Origin of the sequence: Streptomyces coeruleorubidus (genome assembly GCF_028885415.1) — a bacterium.
GTDB classification, from domain to species: Bacteria; Actinomycetota; Actinomycetes; order Streptomycetales; family Streptomycetaceae; genus Streptomyces; species Streptomyces coeruleorubidus_A.
In genome coordinates this window covers 4,483,861-4,501,270 of the sequence record NZ_CP118527.1, presented here as the reverse complement: position 1 = coordinate 4,501,270, position 17,410 = coordinate 4,483,861, and the positions used below count along the sequence as shown (strand labels likewise).

At 67.9% G+C, this 17,410-nt stretch carries 19 protein-coding genes and 1 pseudogene; 8 read left to right on the top strand and 12 right to left on the bottom strand.

What is annotated here, in order from left to right; all coding sequences use genetic code 11:
- The first annotated feature begins 236 nt into the window (after positions 1–236).
- The 3 genes from PV963_RS20855 to PV963_RS20845 all read left to right on the top strand — a co-directional run bounded on the left by PV963_RS20855 (position 237) and on the right by PV963_RS20845 (position 3,657).
- On the top strand, positions 237–1,040 hold the full coding sequence (locus PV963_RS20855; protein ID WP_274817266.1) for a DUF2637 domain-containing protein: 804 nt from the start codon (positions 237–239) through the stop codon (positions 1,038–1,040).
- A gap of 344 nt (positions 1,041–1,384) precedes the next feature.
- Positions 1,385–1,936: a MobC family plasmid mobilization relaxosome protein gene (locus PV963_RS20850; protein WP_274817265.1), complete on the top strand. Its 552-nt coding sequence runs from the start codon at positions 1,385–1,387 to the stop codon at positions 1,934–1,936.
- Positions 1,937–1,941: 5 nt separating this feature from the next.
- Positions 1,942–3,657, top strand: a complete 1,716-nt coding sequence (locus PV963_RS20845; protein WP_274817264.1) for a relaxase/mobilization nuclease domain-containing protein — start codon at positions 1,942–1,944, stop codon at positions 3,655–3,657.
- 199 nt (positions 3,658–3,856) lie between these two features.
- Here PV963_RS20845 and PV963_RS20840 read toward each other — a convergent pair whose 3' ends face one another.
- Genes PV963_RS20840 through PV963_RS20825 form a run of 4 tightly spaced genes read right to left on the bottom strand, consistent with a single transcriptional unit; the run spans position 3,857 to position 5,814 of the window.
- A complete protein-coding gene (locus PV963_RS20840; RefSeq protein ID WP_274817263.1) occupies positions 3,857–4,039 on the bottom strand; it encodes a DUF397 domain-containing protein in 183 nt (60 codons plus the stop codon).
- A gap of 9 nt (positions 4,040–4,048) precedes the next feature.
- Entirely contained in the window at positions 4,049–4,903 is an 855-nt protein-coding gene (locus PV963_RS20835) for a helix-turn-helix domain-containing protein (RefSeq protein WP_274817262.1), read from the bottom strand.
- Between the two features lie 7 nt (positions 4,904–4,910).
- A complete protein-coding gene (locus PV963_RS20830) occupies positions 4,911–5,435 on the bottom strand; it encodes a DUF6879 family protein (protein ID WP_274817260.1) in 525 nt (174 codons plus the stop codon).
- Positions 5,407–5,814 carry a hypothetical protein gene (locus tag PV963_RS20825; RefSeq protein ID WP_274817259.1) on the bottom strand — a complete coding sequence of 136 codons (408 nt, stop codon included), beginning with the start codon at positions 5,812–5,814 and terminating at the stop codon, positions 5,407–5,409. The genes PV963_RS20830 and PV963_RS20825 overlap by 29 nt, the downstream gene beginning before the upstream one ends.
- A 363-nt stretch (positions 5,815–6,177) precedes the next feature.
- On the opposite strand from PV963_RS20825, the gene PV963_RS20820 reads away from it, so the two are divergent.
- Together PV963_RS20820 and PV963_RS44010 are read left to right on the top strand one after the other, a co-directional pair.
- Positions 6,178–6,903: an ATP-binding protein gene (locus tag PV963_RS20820; protein WP_274817258.1), complete on the top strand. Its 726-nt coding sequence runs from the start codon at positions 6,178–6,180 to the stop codon at positions 6,901–6,903.
- A gap of 293 nt (positions 6,904–7,196) precedes the next feature.
- Positions 7,197–7,856: pseudogene (locus tag PV963_RS44010) on the top strand (hypothetical protein); the annotation flags it as partial.
- 481 nt (positions 7,857–8,337) lie between these two features.
- On the opposite strand, the gene PV963_RS20810 reads toward PV963_RS44010, so the two are convergent.
- The 7 genes from PV963_RS20810 to PV963_RS20785 form a co-directional block, all read right to left on the bottom strand.
- On the bottom strand, positions 8,338–8,982 hold the full coding sequence (locus PV963_RS20810) for a hypothetical protein (RefSeq protein ID WP_274817255.1): 645 nt from the start codon (positions 8,980–8,982) through the stop codon (positions 8,338–8,340).
- A 579-nt stretch (positions 8,983–9,561) separates the two neighbouring features.
- A complete protein-coding gene (locus PV963_RS20805; RefSeq protein ID WP_274822081.1) occupies positions 9,562–10,512 on the bottom strand; it encodes a sporulation-delaying protein SdpB family protein in 951 nt (316 codons plus the stop codon).
- Positions 10,512–11,111, bottom strand: a complete 600-nt coding sequence (locus PV963_RS44005) for an SdpA family antimicrobial peptide system protein (RefSeq protein ID WP_373432243.1) — start codon at positions 11,109–11,111, stop codon at positions 10,512–10,514. The genes PV963_RS20805 and PV963_RS44005 overlap by 1 nt, the downstream gene beginning before the upstream one ends.
- Positions 11,112–11,198: 87 nt before the next feature.
- Entirely contained in the window at positions 11,199–11,795 is a 597-nt protein-coding gene (locus tag PV963_RS20800; RefSeq protein ID WP_274817254.1) for a sporulation delaying protein family toxin, read from the bottom strand.
- Between the two features lie 370 nt (positions 11,796–12,165).
- Positions 12,166–13,152 carry a DUF1648 domain-containing protein gene (locus PV963_RS20795; protein ID WP_274817252.1) on the bottom strand — a complete coding sequence of 329 codons (987 nt, stop codon included), beginning with the start codon at positions 13,150–13,152 and terminating at the stop codon, positions 12,166–12,168.
- On the bottom strand, positions 13,149–13,496 hold the full coding sequence (locus PV963_RS20790) for a GntR family transcriptional regulator (protein ID WP_274822080.1): 348 nt from the start codon (positions 13,494–13,496) through the stop codon (positions 13,149–13,151). The genes PV963_RS20795 and PV963_RS20790 overlap by 4 nt, the downstream gene beginning before the upstream one ends.
- Before the next feature lie 456 nt (positions 13,497–13,952).
- Positions 13,953–14,396: a hypothetical protein gene (locus tag PV963_RS20785; protein ID WP_274817251.1), complete on the bottom strand. Its 444-nt coding sequence runs from the start codon at positions 14,394–14,396 to the stop codon at positions 13,953–13,955.
- Positions 14,397–14,599: 203 nt separating this feature from the next.
- Between PV963_RS20785 and PV963_RS20780 the strand changes: the two genes are divergently transcribed.
- From PV963_RS20780 to PV963_RS20770, 3 genes are read left to right on the top strand one after another with little or no spacing between them, the layout of a single operon-like run.
- Positions 14,600–15,085 carry a TrkA C-terminal domain-containing protein gene (locus PV963_RS20780; protein WP_274817249.1) on the top strand — a complete coding sequence of 162 codons (486 nt, stop codon included), beginning with the start codon at positions 14,600–14,602 and terminating at the stop codon, positions 15,083–15,085.
- A 6-nt stretch (positions 15,086–15,091) separates the two neighbouring features.
- Entirely contained in the window at positions 15,092–16,351 is a 1,260-nt protein-coding gene (locus PV963_RS20775; protein ID WP_274817248.1) for a cation:proton antiporter, read from the top strand.
- Positions 16,348–16,611, top strand: a complete 264-nt coding sequence (locus PV963_RS20770; protein ID WP_274817247.1) for a hypothetical protein — start codon at positions 16,348–16,350, stop codon at positions 16,609–16,611. Before PV963_RS20775 ends, PV963_RS20770 begins: the two co-directional genes overlap by 4 nt.
- A 166-nt stretch (positions 16,612–16,777) precedes the next feature.
- On the opposite strand, the gene PV963_RS20765 is transcribed toward PV963_RS20770, so the two are convergent.
- Complete coding sequence (locus PV963_RS20765; protein ID WP_274817246.1) at positions 16,778–17,104, bottom strand: hypothetical protein; 327 nt, start codon at positions 17,102–17,104, stop codon at positions 16,778–16,780.
- Positions 17,105–17,410: the final 306 nt, after the last annotated feature.

Sequence of the window (17,410 nt, the reverse complement as noted above, 5' to 3'; positions counted from 1 at the left end):
AGACGGATGCGATCCGTCCTCGGCCATCGAACCGCAGCCCCAGCGCCCGCGCGTGCCCCAAGACGCGCCGGCGCCGCCAGGACGGAACACCAGCCCTCCTGCCGTACCGGCTCTGACCTGCACTTGCAACGGCCAAGACGGCAAAGACGGAGCACGCCACCACCCCAGGAGAACCCCGCTTGACCACCCTCTCCACACCCACCCACCGGGATCATCGCCCTGACGAAGGGCGGCCGATGACGACCAAGCAGGCCGCCGAGCGGTACGCGCTCGTGGCGGCCGGAGTCGTCATCGTGGCCCTCACCGCCGGCGGGTTCTGGCTGTCGTACGCGCACCTCGCGGAGGTCGCCGGACAGCACGGCCTCAAGAGCTCCCCGGTCCGCCAGTGGGCCTGGCCGGCGACCCTGGACGCGTTCATCGTCGCGGGCGAACTGCTCATGCTCCGCGCGGGCCTGCGCCGGGTGACCGACGGCTGGGCCATCGCCCTCACTGCCACCGGATCTGTCGGCTCCATCGCGCTCAACGTGGCCGGGGTCAGCGGAACGGGCAACGCAGGCGCCGTACCCCTCCTCGACTACGTGGTCGCCGCAGTTCCCCCGACCGCCGCGCTGCTGGCCTTCGGTGTCCTGATGCGGCAGATCCACCAGCTCGTCGACCAACCTGCCGACCACTTGGACGCCCGGCCCTTCCAGTCGCCGGAACCACCGCTCGGCGCGCCCGCCAAGCACGCCGAGCCACCGGCCGAGCCGGTCCGGCCCGCTGAGCCGCCTGCCGCCGGTTCCGTCCAGCCGACGAAACCACCGCCCGAGGTTTCGGAGAGCAAGCCGCGCGGTGGTCGTCCGCCCAAGGCCACGCTCGCGGAGCTCGTGGAGATCGGCCGGATCGCCCTCGCTGAGCACGGCACACTCAGCCGCTCCCTTCTCCGGAAGGCCGTCAAGGACAGGGACTTGACGATCGGCAGTCAGCGGCAGACCGAGGTGATGGAGATGCTCCGGCCCGAAATCGAAGCCGCTGACGAGACCGGTCCGAGCAGCGGCTGACCGGAAACCCCGCGGGGTGACCGGAACCCCTTCCGGTCACCCAGGCCAGCCGACCACCGCACCACTCGCCGCCCGCTTATCCAGACCTGTGGATGGAGTGCTGGCCACCAGCACTCCGCCGGTCCTTCCCCGCCGATCCGCCTGCCCCCGCCCCTTCCGGAGAACCGCCCGTGACGCACGACCCGCACCGCTCCGACCGCACTCCCGACGAGCCGCTGCCGCTGACGAAGTCTCCTACGCTGATGGGGCGTTTGCGGCAGGCGTTCGGACGGGCTGCCCCTGGCGGAGCCAGTAGTACCCCGAGTCCGACTCAAGGCAGGTCTTCGGGGGTCTCCGCCCCGGGGGTGGCGGAGACGGCCCAGCGCCAGGGGGCGCCGGGCCAGGGGGTCGGAGCCGAGGGCGGCTCCGACCTGGACACGCTTCACTCTGTCCAGCAAGCCGTCCTGCGCCCCGCAGACAGCGCAGCCGTCGCCGCCGGCGAGCCTGTCGTGCAGAGCGTGCAGCCCACGATCCGCCGCTTCACCGGCACCAAGCGCAACGACCGTGTCGGCCCGCTGCGCTTCACCAGCGAGCAGCGAGCGCGTCTGCAGGAGGCCGCTGCCGAGCACGGCTACAAGGGCGACTCCGGGTTCGCCGCCGACATCGTTCTCGCCTTCGTCACCGGCCGGTTCACCGCCAACCTGCCCCTGTCGGAGGACCGCCGCCGCACCCACCACTTTCGCGCTCAGGTTCTGCGCCAGCTCAACCGGATCGGCGTCAACGTCAACCAGATCGCCCGCGCCCTCAACAGCGACCACACACCACCCGACATCCGCCAGCGCCTCGACGAACTCCACCACCTGCTGGAGCTGATCGCCGAGGCCCTGCGCGAGCCCGCCGACCCGGAGGAGGGCTGACCAGCGTGATCGCTGCCATCAAGCCGACCGGTTCCAACACCCGGGGCCTGCTCGCCTACCTCTACGGCCGCGGAACCCATGACGAGCACTTCGACCCGCACATCGTGGCCGGCTTCGCGATGCTCGGCATGCCCGACCCCGGCCGCGACGAGAACGCCACCCTCACCGAACTCGGCCGCTACCTCGACGAGCCGGTCTCCTTGCGCAACAGCGAGTTCGGCAAGCCGGTCACCGACCACGTGTGGCACTGCCCCGTGCGTGCCGCCCCCGAGGACCGCTGCCTCTCCGACACGGAGTGGGCCGAGATCGCCCAGCGCATCGTCCAGGCCGCCGGCATCGCTCCGGCTGGTGACGACCTGGCCTGCCGCTGGATCGCCGTACGCCACGCCGACGACCACATCCACATCCTCGCCACCACCGTCCGCGAAGACGGACGCCGTCCCAAGCTCCACGACAGCGGTATCCGCGTCGGCGACGCCTGCCGCGAGATCGAAAAGGACTACGGCCTCCGGCAGTTGAAGAAGGGCGACCGCACAGGCACCCGCCGCCCCACTCAGGCCGAGATGCACAAGGCCGAACGCCTCGGCTGGGAACAGCCCAGCCCCGAGTGGCTCCAGGACCGCATCCGCGCCGCCATCCCGCACGCGACCAATGCCGAGGAATTCATCGCCTATCTCGAAGCCAGCGGCGTCGAGGTCCAGGTCCGGCGCGGCCCGTCAGGGGACCTCCTGGGGTATGCGGCCGGCCGCCCTGGTGACGTCAACGAGGCCGGCGAGCAGATCTACCACCCCGGAAGCAAGATCTCCCCCGACCTCTCCCTGCCCAAAGTCAAGGCCCGCCTCGAATCCAGCCAGCCCGAAGAACACCCCACCGCCCGCCGCAACCACCCGAGCACCCCCTGGCACCAAGCCGCCGACGCCCTCGACGCATTCCGCACCGACCTCGCCGACGACACCCACGCCCAGGCTCACATCACCGCCCTCGGCGAACTGCTCGAAGCCACCGCCCAGAAGGCGCCCACCCATCTGCGCGCCGAACTCCAGGCCGCCTCCAAGGCGTTCGCACGAGCCCAACGCTCCCAGGTCCGGGCGGAAGACCGTGCCGCCCACGCCCTGCGCAGCGCGGCACGCGACATCGTCCACACCGCCACCGGCCCCGACGGCAGCGCCCTGGCCGTCTTGGTCGCTGCCCTCGTCTGGGCCGCCATCGTCGCCGGGCGCTGGCACGAAGCGAAGAACCACGCCCACCAGGCCGACGCAGCCCGCCAGGCCGTCCACCACCTCCAGACAGCCGCCGACCGCGCCCTCGCCCCGACGCTCGCCGAACTCAAAGCCCGCCCGCCCAAGGAGGAAGCCCACCGCATACTGGCCAGCGACGTACGGGCAGCCGTCCCCGACCACGCCGAGCGAATCCTCGCCGACCCGGCCTGGCCCGCACTCGCCACCGTCCTCGCCGACGCCGAAGCCCGCGGCCACCAACCCCACCAACTCCTCAAGGAAGCAGCCGCCCAACGCGAACTGACCACCGCACGACAGCCCGCACGCGTCCTGATCACCCGCATCCAGCACACCGGCCGAAACCCAGCACCCAACCGCCGCGCCGCAGCCGCCCGCCTGCAGTCGACCATGGCAGGTTCGGTCCCCGCTCAGCAGACCCGAAACGGTCGGCTCCCAGCGGTGACTTCATCGCCTACCGAACAGCAACACCGACAGCGCCGGTAGGCACCCAGCGCAGGGTGCCCATCCGGCATGGCCAAACCAGACGGATGGCCTCGCGGTTCGCGGCTGCGAGGCCATCCGTTCCTACGGGTCGTCCCCGGTACGCAGCCTCGGCTTCGAGCGGAACGGCAGCAGGCGCGCTGGGCGGGTGGAAGGCTTGCGCGGTTGCTCGCCCCAGAGGACCGACCGAACACCTCCAGGGCTACCCCTGCTTGGCGTGCTCCACGAATGCTGTCCAGGCAGTTCGCTGGACGGCCAGGACTCCCCGGCTGCGGGCCTTCGTGTCGCGAACCATCACGTGCGCCGGGTGGTTGTCGGCCACTTCAACGCAGTTCTCCGTCCCGGTGTAGGTGCTGGCACGCCAGTTCGGGGCCTCGGTCTGCATGGTGCTCTCCTAGTCGCTCGGCATCTGATCGAAGTGGTGGATCGCTGCGAGGATGAGGTCTCGGACTTCGGTCCCATAAACCGCTGACTGCTGCAAGAGGGCGAACGCCTTGGTGTACAGCTCGATTTCGCGGGGCTGGGTGACGGAGAACTCCGCCGAGTAGGTTTCGACGAGGACGAGCTTGTCGTCGAACATCGAGAACGAGTTGCCGGGCCAGATGCCCAGGGGTGCGGATCGGGGGATGATGCCCAGGCTCAGCCGAGTAAGGCGCATCACCGCCAGCAGGCGGTCGAGTTGCCCCTTCATCACCTCGGGGCCACTGAAGTTGGTGTAGAGCGCCTGCTCGCCGAGCACCACGTTGAAGATCCGGTTGCCCTGGTACAGGTACTGCTGCCGTTCGAGCCGCTTGGCGGTGGCGGCTTCCGCGTCGTCGGGGATCTCGTAGTAGTCGACGACCTGCCTGAAGGTCTCGGCCGCGTAGTCCGCCGTCTGGAGCGTTCCCCACACCAGCGTCGGGTGCCAGATGCGGAAGACCTTGGTCTTGGCGTAGACCGGCAGGGCCTTGCGCTGCCGTCGTTCCGCCCCTGTCTGCAGCTGTCGGCGCCACTCGAGCCACAGCTCGTCGATGTGGCGCACCGTGGCTATCAAGTCATCAGCGAGCTCTTTCCTGTTGGTCTTATTGCACCAGACCCGGATGTCGTCTTCGCTGGGGTTCTGCTTGCCGTTCTCCAGCCGGGAGACCTTGGACTCGGCCCAGCCCGTGGCCACGGCGAATGCCCGGCCGCTTGCGAATCCGGCGTCTTTCCGGAATCCGCGCAGCCGGGCACCCAGTGCCTCTCGTGCTTCTTGAGCTTGGTTATTCACTGATGGGTCAGGGCTTGTACTCGGCGTGTGGGATGGCGGCGGTCCAGAGCAGGTCACGCACGCGGATGCACTCGGCCACGGTGTCCGGGTCCTCGACGATTTCCGACCCCAGCACTCGGCCCTCGGGGGCGAAGTGGCCGACGGCGAGGAGACGGTCGTCGTACAGCCACCAGTCGTTGCCGCCGACGGGGAAGTCGATGCCTTCCGGCAGCCGGTGCCGCGGAAGCCATCGGATGTCCTCGCCGGCCTCCAGGTTGAGGTGGGTCAACGAGTGCTCCCAGCCGACGTATTGGGAGTGCGGCTCGGTGACGACCCGGACGCGCCGGACGGTCTTCCCTTCACCCGTGACGCGCTTCATCAGCCCCATCCAGGAGTCGAGCCACGCGTAGTCGTCAGGCTCGCCCCGCTGCCACCGCGCGTAGGGCGTGTCCTCGATGGGAGACCCGTAGTCGTCCCTCAGCTCCAGGTGGAAGGCATCGCGTTCGAAGCTGTTGAACAGCTCGTCACGCTGGGCCGAGGTGATCAGGTCCACTGTTCTCCTCCAGTAGGGCCGTGATCGAGGACTTGGGGACCTCGATGCAGGTCTCATAGTCGGGCATCCGCATCTGACTCAACGCCTCGGGATCGGTCATCTCCGGGCCTTGCAGGATGCACGTGTCCTGTTCCGTGACGAGCATGATCGGGACGGTGAAGCTCTTGATCTCGCCGGTCGCGTGTCCGTCCTTCGTCAGGTGCTCGAACAGCTCCGGCGGAACCTCGATCACCGTCTGACCTTCGGGCACGTCGAGTTGCATGAGCAAGTTGTTCGCGAACACCTTCCAGCCTTGAATGACGTAGCTGTCCTGGTCACTGGCGTACAGGGTGGGGCTGTCTCCGGGGGTGGAGTTCTTGCCAAGGAACCGTAGCTTCACGGCTGCTCTCCCGTCCGCTGCCTTGCGCCGGTTTGCGCGACACGATAATGGTCTTCGAGGTGCTCTGCCCCGTCAATCGACTTGCTGCAAACTCGCGCAATCTTCTTGGGGGTTGAGAGACAGCCGTCCTACGGTCAATGCAAAACCCGAGCAACCAAGGGAAGCCGGCGGAATGCGCCTCGGTGCGGCGCCGAGAGCAACTTTCCTTCCCGTGATGTGCGGAGGACAGTGATGGCTCTTGCCTTGCAGAGTGCAACCGCTCCCGAGGCGACGCGCGGGAGATTACGGAGCGCTTCCGGCGGCATAGCCAGTGCTGTTCCGCCGCAGGGAAGGGTTCCGCAGGTACACGGTCCGGGGAGAGACATGGACCAGCCAGTTCGCTTCGTCGTCTCCTGCACCCGTGCACCGCAGCGAGTAGGGCAACTGCGCCGGATCGGTGCCGCTCACCTCCGGCTGTGGGGGATCGGCTCCTGTATCGACACAGCCAACCTGCTCATCAGCGAGCTGGTCACCAACGCCGTCCGGTACGGCGAGACGGAGGACGTCAGCTTCTCCGTCTCGTACTGGCGGGGCGAGGTCCGCATCGAGGTGGCTGACGGAACTCCGGGCCGGCCTCAGGTGAAGAGACCGGCCGCCGACGAGGAGAGCGGTCGCGGCATGCTGATCGTCGAAGCCCTCGCCGAGGACTGGGGGACCAGCGAGGACGGCACTCTCACGTGGTGCACCATCGCCGTACCGGAACCGGTGGTGCCCAAGTCGGGGTTCTGGTGCGAGTGGCGCCAGGAGGACGGCAGGCAACTCGCGCTCGCGGCCATGTCCACGCCGGACCGCGCGATCCGCTGGGCTCGCATCCAGATGCGCGTCATTGCCTCGGCCATCGACGCGTCGGTGGTTGGCCACGTCTGGGACTGGCTGTCCGACGGATGGCGCGAGCCCGCCGAAGCCCTGAAGAACGGCGAGGAGTTCACGCTCCCCCTCTCGGCCGGCCCATACAAGTTCGTCTGGCATGCCCGTCCGGTGCGCTTCGTGCCGGTGGTCGACGGAAGCCCTCAGCCTCACCTCGGGGAGGAGGAGCCTGAATGGGACTGAAGCCCGCCGAGCTGTGGAGCGAATGGCGAGGCGGGAGCTGCTTCAGGTGCGAGCGGATCGGACTTCCCGTGACGGAGATCGGCGATATCACCGTGGCAGGCGAGACCTTCGCCCTCCAAGCCTGCCAGTGGTGCGTGTTCAGGCTCGAGCAGCTCCACTACACGATGAGTGAGCGAGCTGTACGTCGGCAGCGCCCCCGGTCACCCGCACCATCTCGCCCCATCACCCAGTGGCCCACCAGCGCGCCACTCGAAAGACCGCCCGCCCATGTCGTGTAGCTGGGCAGCCGCGCCATGGGCGGGCCCGCCCCCGACCACGAGAAGAAGAGAGGTGCCTTGGCGACCGAGGAACAGGAACCACAGGAACTGGACGACGACGAGCTGTTCGACCTCATCGGCGCGGTAGCCGCCGGGATCGGCGTCGCCAAGGACGAAGGGTTCTTCCAGCCGCCTGTCAGGACGACCGACGCCGTAGAGGACGCCGCAGCCAAGCTCGCGGACTCAAGCGCCCGGGGCAGACGTAGAGCCGCGCACCCATCAAGGCCCCGTCGGCAGGCACCGGTCCGAATATCTCCCCCGTGCCTGCCGGCGGGCCCATTGCGCCACCCGACGAGAAGTGAGGGACTGATGAGCGTCACCGCGACACCCGCCCGAACCCATGGAGCCACAAGCCCGCTCCGCAGCCGTCCGGCCGTTCGCCGCTTCCTCGAAGGCCCGCCGCTCGACCCGGCAGACCTGTCGATGGTCTTACTGGTCACCGAGGAGGAGTCGGACCGACCCATGCCGACCCTCACGGTCGCGCAGCTTCCCGCACGGGTGCGCCAGGCCAAGCAGCTCGGCATTCGCTCCGTGAAGATCTTCGCGGAGTCCACCCAGCGTGACGCCGCCGGGGAGTTCTCCGTCGTACCGGATGCCCTCATGACCCGCGCGGTGCGGACGGCGAAGGACGCGGAACCCGAGATCGCCGTCATGACGGAGACCTGCCTCTGTTCGTACACCGACACCGGCTTTGCTACGTCACCGACAGGCAGAGACGCCCGGACATCGCCGCCACACCGGAACCTGCGACCTCGCCCTCGCCGCCTGCCGGGACGTCGAGCCCGCGACCGGGGCGGAGACGACCTCCTCGACAGCGATGCTGCCGCCGTCCGGAGCCAGGACCGTGCCCACTCGCCTGCGGGCGATCGCCCACTCCTGCCATTCCTCCTCGGCCGCGGCCAGCTCGGCCTGGATGCGATCGGCTTCCTCACGCAACCCCTCGACACGACGACGAGTAGCGAGCTCGTGCTCTTCCAGCAGGCCGACCCCCGACGGCATCCGCGACCTCCCGGGGAGCGACGACACGACACGCCACCACTCCCATTGAATCACCGACCCTATGCCTGACCAGCGAAAACATCGCCCTCAGATTCGGAACGACGACAGCTTCTTAGGGTCATTTCTTCACATACAGCACCTGATGGAGGAGAGGCAGGTCGACGCCCCCCCGGTATTCCTCGCGGCACACGTAGGCGGTCCAGCGGCCTTCCGAAATGCCCTTTTCTCCCTCAGATTTGCAGTAGCTCATGTTCTGGGTGGCCAGCCATGCGGCCTCGTAGACGTAACCGTGCGGCGGGGGGTTCGATCCTGCGGGAAGCTGCTGGGCGGGGCCGCAGTCAGTGAAGGGTGCGGCGCTGTCGCGGCAGATTTTGACGAGAGGGGTGCCGGCGTATTCGCGGTAGACGGGCACTGTTTCGGAGCCGCAACTGGTCGCTACCTTGGTGATGGGCCCGGGGAAGACGCCGATCATGGGCTGGATCACCAGCGAGTGGCAGCCTGGGCCCGCGTTGCGAAGTTCTCCGGCTATTGCCCTCTTGCCTTCAGCGGACCTGATCAGTCCGGAGGCGCTTGCGGTTGCGTGGGTTACGGACCACTCGGACATGGTTCTCTGGGCGTCTCGCTCGCCTTGGGGGGCTGCGCCGGCTGCCGTGGCTGGCTGCGCGAAGGCGTCATCCTCTGCGGCCGTCGCCGTCGCTGAGGCGGATATGGTGATCAGAGCGCTGACGGTAGCCGCCGCGGCGATCCAGGTTCGCTTGCGCATCGTTCGGTTCTCCTTGGTTTTTTAGGACAGCGGGTGCTTGTCGCTCGAGTTGTCGCGCCAGAGGCGTCAGCCGGTCAAGCCGTTGATGGGCCAGGAGGTGAGGGGCACCGCTTCCCCGCAGTCCTCGGTGCCCTCGGATCCGCGGCATACCTTCAGGTAGCCGGTGGTTGTCGGCCGGTATGGGTCCAGGCGGAGATCGACGGGCGCTGAACCGCGACCGCATTGCGTCACATAGTTGGTGTAGGGGAGCGGGACGAAGTCATGCGTCCATCGCACCCATACCGAGTGGCACTCCGTCCCGGCGTTTTGCAGCTCTCCTCTGATGAGGAGCGCTGCACCGGTTGCGCTGGTGCTCTCCTCGATCCATCGCATCCCGAATGCGGTGGAGGATCCGTGGGCCGCGGACCACTGCACGGCAGGACGCGCCGCGCTAGGGGTGCCGGCTGCTGCTGAGGGCCCTGAAAGCGACAAGGCAGCAAGCACGGCGGCGCCTGCACACAGGGCACGACTGTCCGGCCTGAGAGTCATATGCGATCACCTTGGCTTAGCGGTTGATGAGGAATGGCCGCTCGGGGGTCCTCAGGCCGGGACGCGTTCTTTGCTCTGTGCGTCCACTTCTGGCTGTTCCGCGACAGAGTGTCGGCGCGTGCGGCGAAGGAGCGCCTTGAAGTCGGGGTCGTGCCCGAGGGGCGACAGGAGGAGAAGGAGGCCGGCCCACATGGCGATGGCGAAGCTCCACAAACCCATGACGACTGCGATGGAGAGGTGGAAGAGGATGCCCGCGGGCAGCAGCATCCAGCGCACCCGTTGGGGCATGAGCAGCGCGGCGGCCAGGGCGATCTCAAGGACGAGTGGTCCCCAAGTGATCACGGCGACACCTACTGGGCTGTCGACGATGATGTCGAGCGCGGGGCGCAGCCAGTAAGGAGCGCCGAAGGCGTAGTTGTTGATCCAGTAGTACAGGGCCGTTCCGTCGGCCCATTCGGCGTGTGGCAGCTTGGCCACGCACGACTGGAAGTAGAGCAGAGCCATCTGGACTCGGGCCATGATGATGGCGCTGGTGCCGAGCAGGGCCGACAGGTTGCGCTGGCGGGAGGCTGGCTCCTCAAGTGGCTGGCTGGGCTGCCAGTGCCAACGTCGTTTGTCACCGATGGCCACCATCGCGATGAGCAGGGTCAGAATCCAGGTGATCTGGTCGCCGCCGTCGGAGATGGAAATTCCGGTGAAGACGCTGAAGGCGACGTATGCGTGTGGAATGGCGGTCAGGCGGGGCCGCCACCCACTGGCCGTCACCACCAGGACGAGGCAGCAGATCCATCGCATCGTGTCGTAGTGCTGCGACGACACCAGGCAGAAGGCTCCGCCTGAGTTGACGCCCTGGCACAAGGGGTAGCGGCCGACTGTGGCGACTTCCCGGAAGAGGGTCGCTGCATCGCTGAACGCCAACGTGCCCAGAGTGCCCAGGGCGAGGAGGGTACGGGCTAGGCCGTAGCCGGCTGCCCAAGGAAGGGGGAAGGCGCGTTGGCGCATCAGCACGTCACCTCCAGAACCATGACCTGCTCAGGGCTGTGTGACTCGGGGACGAGGTCGCGCCAGGCCCAGGGTGTGGGTTTCTCCTGCAGGAGGCCGACAGTCCCGCACAGAGTCGGTTCCGGAGACCGGTTCGCGATCCGACGTACCGGTGGCCCGAAGTCGCTCAGACAGCTCTGTCTGCTGCTTGTGCACTCACGCCAGTCCTTTTTCTGCGCTGCCGACAGCAGGAGTGCAATCTCTACTCCTTGGGCACGCGATTCGCGATCGAGCCCGAAGGCGTTGCGGGGAGAGGAGTGCGGCGTCAGGGAAAGAGGCTTCCACTTACCTGGGGTTCTCTGGTATGGGACCATTTCGGGATCCCGCGGTGACTTGGTAAAGAAGGCCCATCCTTGGGGGGCCATGTTCGCCACGGTGTGCCTGGCTGCCTTTTGGCCGGGCAGCGTGATCACATTTTTCGGTAGCTGAACTTGCGCGACGTACACGACTACAACTGCCCACACAGTGCAGACAATTATCACTGATTTCCGCGAGACGGAGACTTGCCCATTTCCCGTGCGGGTGAATTTGGCATAGAAGGAGCGGAGTTTAGTCTTCATGGTGATGTTTGGGTCCCTGCCCGTGTGGAGCGGCGGAAGGGCGAGCCGGGCGCGGGGAGTCTGCAGCCTCCCCGCGCCCGCTGTGCATTAGGCGGCGTTGAGCGCCTTCGTGACCTGCGCGACGGCCTCGTCGTGCGACAGCGGCGTGTCGTCACCCGTAGTGGGCTCCGCGCTCCAGAACCAGTTCTTGGCCTTCACGAAGTTCGCGCCTACGGCGACGGTGACCGTGACGGCAGCGCCGGCTGCCGTGAACACGGCCGCGACATGCACGACTGCTGCGCCGACCGCGACGGTGACGCCGCAGAGCTGCCCGTCCTCGACGGGAGTGGCCGACTTGTTGTCCTTGGCGACGGCCAGCAGCATGTTCTGGGCGTCGGTGACGGCCTTCTCGACCTGGCGCGGGTCACCGCTGCGGGCCTTCTCGCTGAGGTCGGCGAAGAAGCTCGGGGACCGCTTGTTGATCAGCTCGATCACCACGTTGGAGGCACGGATCTCCTCCGGTGTGTCGTTGTCGACGTGCTTGCGGGCCTCGGAGAACAGCTCCAGCTTGGAGAGGTCCTTGCCCACCTGGCCCTGGGCGAAGAAGAGTCCGCGGAAGACGTTCTCACCGTCGGTCTTGGCGGATACTGCGGGCGCGGCGACGGCCGTTCTGTCGGATGCACCGAAGGTGTCTGCGGTTGCCATCGGTGCGGCAGCCACGCACAGGGCCGCTGCAGTAAGGCCGGCCACACCTAGGATTCCCCGCTGTTTGATGTTCAACTCGTTCCCCTCGAATCGATGGAATGCCCGAGGGGCCCACATGCGTGCGGTCGACACGCATACCCCCCGGTGCGCGATCGAGAGCCTCACATATTTGATCAGTACCGCACAAGCACTGGCAGCGATCAGTAACAGCTTGACCGAATACCGCCCCCAGAGTTCTCCCGCTTCAGTGGCCGAACAGCGGTTGCGGACTTGAAATTTCGCTTGACTCGTCGCCAGAGAGCGGGGTAGGGGCGATCGCTCAGAAAGGGTCCTGGCCAGGTGCGGGGGATCACCTGGCCAGGACCGGCTATCAACTTGAACGTTGAGCGTTCAAGGAGTTAAGGAGGGCAGCTCCGCGCTCGGCATCATCGACACTGACCGCAAAGTCCTTGCCATTGTGGGTGCGGATTACCAGACACTCACCGCTGCGCAGCATCACAGTTGTGCCCAGCCCGCTCAGCCGGTATCCCCAGCCACCGACCTGGGAAGGCGTACGTGTCTCGACGCGGGCAGAGGCAATGCCATCGGCCGCCCAACGTCGCGCCGGCCAGCCCAGCGGCCCGAAGGCCACCTCCAGACCTCGCTCACTGACCCGTGCCTGCACCGAGGCGAAGCCGAGCACCAGGACAGAGGCCAGAGCGAACGGCCCGGCCAGCAGTGCAGCCTCAGCCCCCATCAAACCCCCCAGTCCCGCTACGATGGCGGCCACTGCTACGACACCTGTCACGGCGGCTGTCGCATGGAGCCAGGGGTTGGACGTGCGGGAGAGCCACACGAAGCGCTCTCCTGCGGGAATCTCCATGGTCGGTCCACCTCCTGTCGGCACCACGGCCGGAGTGCGGCGACTGGCCAGCAAGGCGGCCGCGCCCACGCCAACAGCCGCTACGAGCGTCACGACGACAGAGACCGTCACCGAGTCCGCCTCGCGCCAGTCCGCATGGTCCAGATTCGCCCGCACGATAGACGCCTGGCCGCCCAGGAGCATCACACCCCCGAACCCGAGCGTCGCGCCGACCCACCCCCCTACTCCGCCACTCGAAGTGACACGGGCCCGCCACCACACCAGTGCCACAAGCGCCGCTGCCACCCCCCAGATCAGCGCCGGGAAGAGCGACGCGGCCCACAAAGGCATTGAACTGTCGGGCTTGCCCGAGCCGGCGTCCCAGTGCGTCGCCAGCCGGTTCGGAAGCCGGCTGTCGGCGACAAGGGGCAACGCCACCAGCAACGCCAGGATCCCTAACACCCAGCCGGTGACACCCCACGCCGCAGCGCTCCTGCGTCCCGCACGGTCGGTCACGAAATCCCCCTGATCATGTCGATGAGATCGTTCTTGCTGTATCCGAGGCGCGCCGCGTCGGCCACGACATCACGGACGCGATCCAGCAACGCCGAGCGTTCAGCCGCCCCATGGGCCACCGTCACGCCTCTGCCGCGCCGGAACTCCAGCACTCCCTCGTCACGCAGCGCTCGAAGACCACGCAGCACCGTATTCACGTTGATTCCCAGCGCCTGGGAGAGGTCCCGTGCTGGGGGAAGCCGATCACCCGGCTCACACTCCCCCTCAGCAATGGCACGTCGGATCGCACCCGCCACCTGCTCATGCAGGGGGCGATTGTCCGCAGTGTTCAGCCTTAGCAACATGGTGCCAAAGATGATAGCACCAAAGGCTCGAAGAGCCCAGGTGGTGATGGCTTCAGTGCAGCGCCCGGCGTCTGCGGTGGAAGAGCCAGTCCCAGCGACGAGCGCTTCGCTCCAGGAACAGGCGTTGACCCTCATGGCGGGTCGCCTACCAGGCCACCCCGGCCTCCTCAATACCTCGATGGCCTCCTCGTCGTGGCCCTCGCCGGCCAGGAGCCGGCCGTGGGCCCGGCGGGTCCGGCGCACCTGTGGTCGTCGCGGTGCTCGAGCTGCTCCAACAGGAACTCCCGGACCGCGGATGGCAGCGCATCGTGCGCCCGTCGGTCGACCAGACGACGGGCAACCGCACCGACAGAGGCACAAGCATTCCGGGCGGGACTGTAAAACGTTGGCTCTGTCCCGTAATCGGGACAGAGCCGCTCTTTTGACAGACCCCCGCGTAGCTGTGCCCCTTGAGCTTCAGTAGCCGCGCGGTTCATGGTCCGGTTCTGTTGCGGCGGGGCCGATGCCTGCCGTGACGCGACGGTAGGCCGCACGGGCGTGGGTCAGGCGGGCCAGTACCGTGCCGATGAGGGTTGCGGCGAGCAGGCAGGTGAGCCAGAGCGTGTCGCGTTGCCCGGCCCAGGTGAGGGTGCCGGCGGGCGGGATGGCGAAGCCGTTGAGGAAGAGCCAGCACAGTACGGCTGTGCCGGGGGCCGCGGTGAAGCGTGCGCACAAGCCCAGCAGCGCGGCCAGCAGGGAGAGTCCGGCCAGGGCGAGCGAGGGCCGGTCCGTACCGGCAAGAGCGTTGAGGAGTGCCACCAGCAGCAGCGCGCCGCCGAAGGCCGCGGCCCACACCAGCGGTGTCGGCGCGGGGCGGGGGACGGGCCGGGCCCCGGTGCTGAGTGACACCCACTCGATCACGCTTCGATTCCTTCCGGTGCTCCCCGTCCAGGCAGAGAGGCACACGCCAGCCGTCCCTGCGGCTTCGGTGCCGCAGCAACCGGACGCGGCTCGTTCCCCAGCCGGCTGGAGACGGAGCTGGCGAAGGCCGAATTCCGGGCGCTCGCTAGGGTGTCATCAAACTTTTCCCAAAGAAACGCCGGAACCAGACATGGGAGACAGTCATGGGCGCTGCGCGCATGAGCAGTACGCCGTTGCCGGGGATCGGGGTTCGCTACGACCTGACCACGCGGGAGCAGCGTCCTCTGTCGGTGGTGGCGCACCGGGACGGGTCGCGGACGCTGAGCGCGTACCGCAAGGACGATCCGGACGCCTGCGCGCTGTCGGTGCGGCTGACGTCGGGAGAGGCGGCGGCCCTGATCGACGCGCTCATGCCGGCCCATCACAGTCCGAGCCTGCTGTCGACGACCGAGTTGGGGCTGGTGGCCGAGCGGATCGAGCTGTCGGCGACGTCGCACTGGAACGGGCGGCTGCTGGGCGAGACCCGGATGCGTACGGAGACCGGTGTGTCGATCGTGGCGGTGCTGCGGCGGGCCGAGGCGATCCCGTCGCCGGGGCCGGACTTCCGGCTGGCCGGCGGGGACACTCTGATCGTGATCGGCACCCGTGAGGGCGCCGAGGCCGCCGCGGCGATACTCGGACGGGAGTGATCCGCGGTGCACTCCTCTGCGATCTTCCTGATCGAGTTCGGCGCGATCATCCTCGGTCTGGGGCTGCTGGGCCGGTTCGCCGGACGCTTCCAGTTCTCACCGATCCCCTTGTACCTGCTGGCCGGGCTCGCCTTCGGCCAGGGGGGACTGCTCCCACTGGACACCAGTGAGGAGTTCGTGGCGATCGGCGCCGAGATCGGCGTGATCCTGCTGCTGCTCATGCTGGGCCTGGAGTACACCGCCAGCGACCTGGTCTCCAACCTCAAGACCCAGTACCCGGCCGGTCTCGTCGACGCCACGCTCAACGCCCTGCCCGGGGCCGCGATGGCCTTGCTGCTCGGCTGGGGGCCGGTGGCGGCGGTGGTGCTGGCCGGGGTGACCTGGATCTCCTCATCCGGTGTGATCGCCAAGGTACTTGGTGATCTCGGGCGGGTCGGCAACCGGGAGACGCCGGTCATCCTGAGCATCCTGGTCCTGGAAGACCTCTCCATGGCCGTCTACCTGCCGATCATCACCGCGTTGCTGGCCGGGACGAGTCTCGCGGCGGGCAGTGTCACGCTGGCCATCGCGCTCGGTGCGGCCGGGCTGGTGCTGGTGCTGGCGGTGCGTTACGGGCGGCACATCTCCCGGTTCGTTTCCAGCGACGACCCCGAGAAGCTGCTGCTGGTGGTGCTCGGCCTGACCCTGCTGGTCGCGGGAGTTGCACAGGAGCTGCAGGTCTCCGCGGCCGTCGGGGCCTTCCTGGTCGGCATCGCCCTGTCCGGCGAGGTCGCCGAGGGCGCCCATAACCTCCTGGCCCCGCTGCGGGACCTGTTCGCCGCGGTGTTCTTCGTCTTCTTCGGCCTGCACACCGACCCGTCGAGCATTCCACCGGTGCTGGTGCCCGCGCTCGTCCTGGCCGTGATCACCGCGGCCACGAAGATCGCCACCGGTTACTGGGCGGCGAAGCGGGCCGGCGTCTCGGCCAAGGGCCGCTGGCGGGCGGGCGGCACGCTGGTCGCTCGCGGCGAGTTCTCCATCGTGATCGCCGGGCTCGCCGTCACCGCCGGCATCGAGCCCTCCCTGGGCCCGCTGGCCACGGCCTACGTACTGATCCTGGTCATCCTCGGCCCGCTCACCGCCCGCTACACCGAACCCGTGGCTCTGCGGCTGACGAGCCGATTCGGCAAGTCCGTACCCGCGGGCAGCGCACCGTCCGAGGGTGGGGAGTTGTATGCGGAGCCGAGTGAAGCGGTGGACGATCAGGGCACGGTCGGCCGGTCATGACGGAGGACGTGTGGGCGGCACTGACGCAGCGGGACACCGTCCTGGTGCTCGCCGCCCTGGCCGTCTATCTCGGTGGCGTCATCGGGATCGCCCGGAACCTGCCCAGGGTGCTGCGGCGCAGTCCAGCGTGGCGCCGGGATACGGAACTGCACACTGCGTCCAGCGCCTTCACCCTCACGGTGCTGATCGTGTTGTGGCCGGTGAGTATCGTTTACCTGGCGTGGCGCATGGCAGTCAGGCGGCGCGGTCGTACCGACTGACTCAGGGCAGCGCGGCGGTGAGGTGATCGCCGATGTCCTCTGCCCCCGCCTCATCCCTGTGTGAGGAAGTGGTCCATCAGCCGGGCCGCCGTGATCGCCCCCACCGTCCGCGTTTCCTGGCCGTCGCTCTCGACGACCGCTACCAGCGGCGTGTGCGTACGGATCATCAGCGCGGCGATCTGTGCGACACCCGTATCCGGCCCGACGACGGTCGGCAGGGTGCGGCGGCCCGGCAGCCACTGGGCGACGGTGAGTCCCTCCAGCTTCCCAACTCGGAGTCAAGGGCAAGGGCCTGCGCGGAATCCTCCAGAACGTAGTCCGGGAGCACGACGCGCAGCAGCTGTGATCCCGGCACGATCGCGTACGGCCGCTGATCGGTATCAAGGACCAGCAACGCCGGGAGCCGCCGTTCTACGAACAACCGAGCCGCCGTCACCGCGTCGTCGTCGGCGGAGACCGCCGGATACGGCTCGGCCAGGTCACGTGCTCGCATGCACGGTCTCCTCTCTTCAGCCGACCCGGAGGAGGAAGTCGCGAACTCGGCGGTGCGGGCTACACCTGCCGCATGCCCAGGACTCGCCAGAGTCGGCGCGTAGTCGAGATCTCGTGAACTGCCGACCGGACTTCCGGGCGCGCGCGCCACTACAGACTGTACCGGCGTCGCCTCCACCAGTCATCGGATGCGTCGTGGGGGGAAGGGCCGCCGGGGATTCCCCTCGGCGGACCGGTCTGCGGATCGCAGGGGTCTGGTCGGCCAGTCGAGGATGCGGGCGCCGATGGCTGCAGGGTGTAGCGGTGG

What these genes read in the sequence shown, in the direction of transcription:
- PV963_RS20800 (WP_274817254.1), bottom strand. Translation starts at nt 11,795, where the DNA reads ATGGCAACCGCAGACACCTTCGGTGCATCCGACAGAACGGCCGTCGCC.
- PV963_RS20770 (WP_274817247.1), top strand. Translation starts at nt 16,348, where the DNA reads ATGACGGAGGACGTGTGGGCGGCACTGACGCAGCGGGACACCGTCCTG.
- PV963_RS20790 (WP_274822080.1), bottom strand. Translation starts at nt 13,496, where the DNA reads ATGTTGCTAAGGCTGAACACTGCGGACAATCGCCCCCTGCATGAGCAG.
- PV963_RS20765 (WP_274817246.1), bottom strand. Translation starts at nt 17,104, where the DNA reads ATGCGAGCACGTGACCTGGCCGAGCCGTATCCGGCGGTCTCCGCCGAC.
- PV963_RS20820 (WP_274817258.1), top strand. Translation starts at nt 6,178, where the DNA reads ATGGACCAGCCAGTTCGCTTCGTCGTCTCCTGCACCCGTGCACCGCAG.
- PV963_RS20840 (WP_274817263.1), bottom strand. Translation starts at nt 4,039, where the DNA reads ATGCAGACCGAGGCCCCGAACTGGCGTGCCAGCACCTACACCGGGACG.
- PV963_RS20780 (WP_274817249.1), top strand. Translation starts at nt 14,600, where the DNA reads ATGGGCGCTGCGCGCATGAGCAGTACGCCGTTGCCGGGGATCGGGGTT.
- PV963_RS20855 (WP_274817266.1), top strand. Translation starts at nt 237, where the DNA reads ATGACGACCAAGCAGGCCGCCGAGCGGTACGCGCTCGTGGCGGCCGGA.
- PV963_RS20805 (WP_274822081.1), bottom strand. Translation starts at nt 10,512, where the DNA reads ATGCGCCAACGCGCCTTCCCCCTTCCTTGGGCAGCCGGCTACGGCCTA.
- PV963_RS20810 (WP_274817255.1), bottom strand. Translation starts at nt 8,982, where the DNA reads ATGCGCAAGCGAACCTGGATCGCCGCGGCGGCTACCGTCAGCGCTCTG.
- PV963_RS44005 (WP_373432243.1), bottom strand. Translation starts at nt 11,111, where the DNA reads ATGAAGACTAAACTCCGCTCCTTCTATGCCAAATTCACCCGCACGGGA.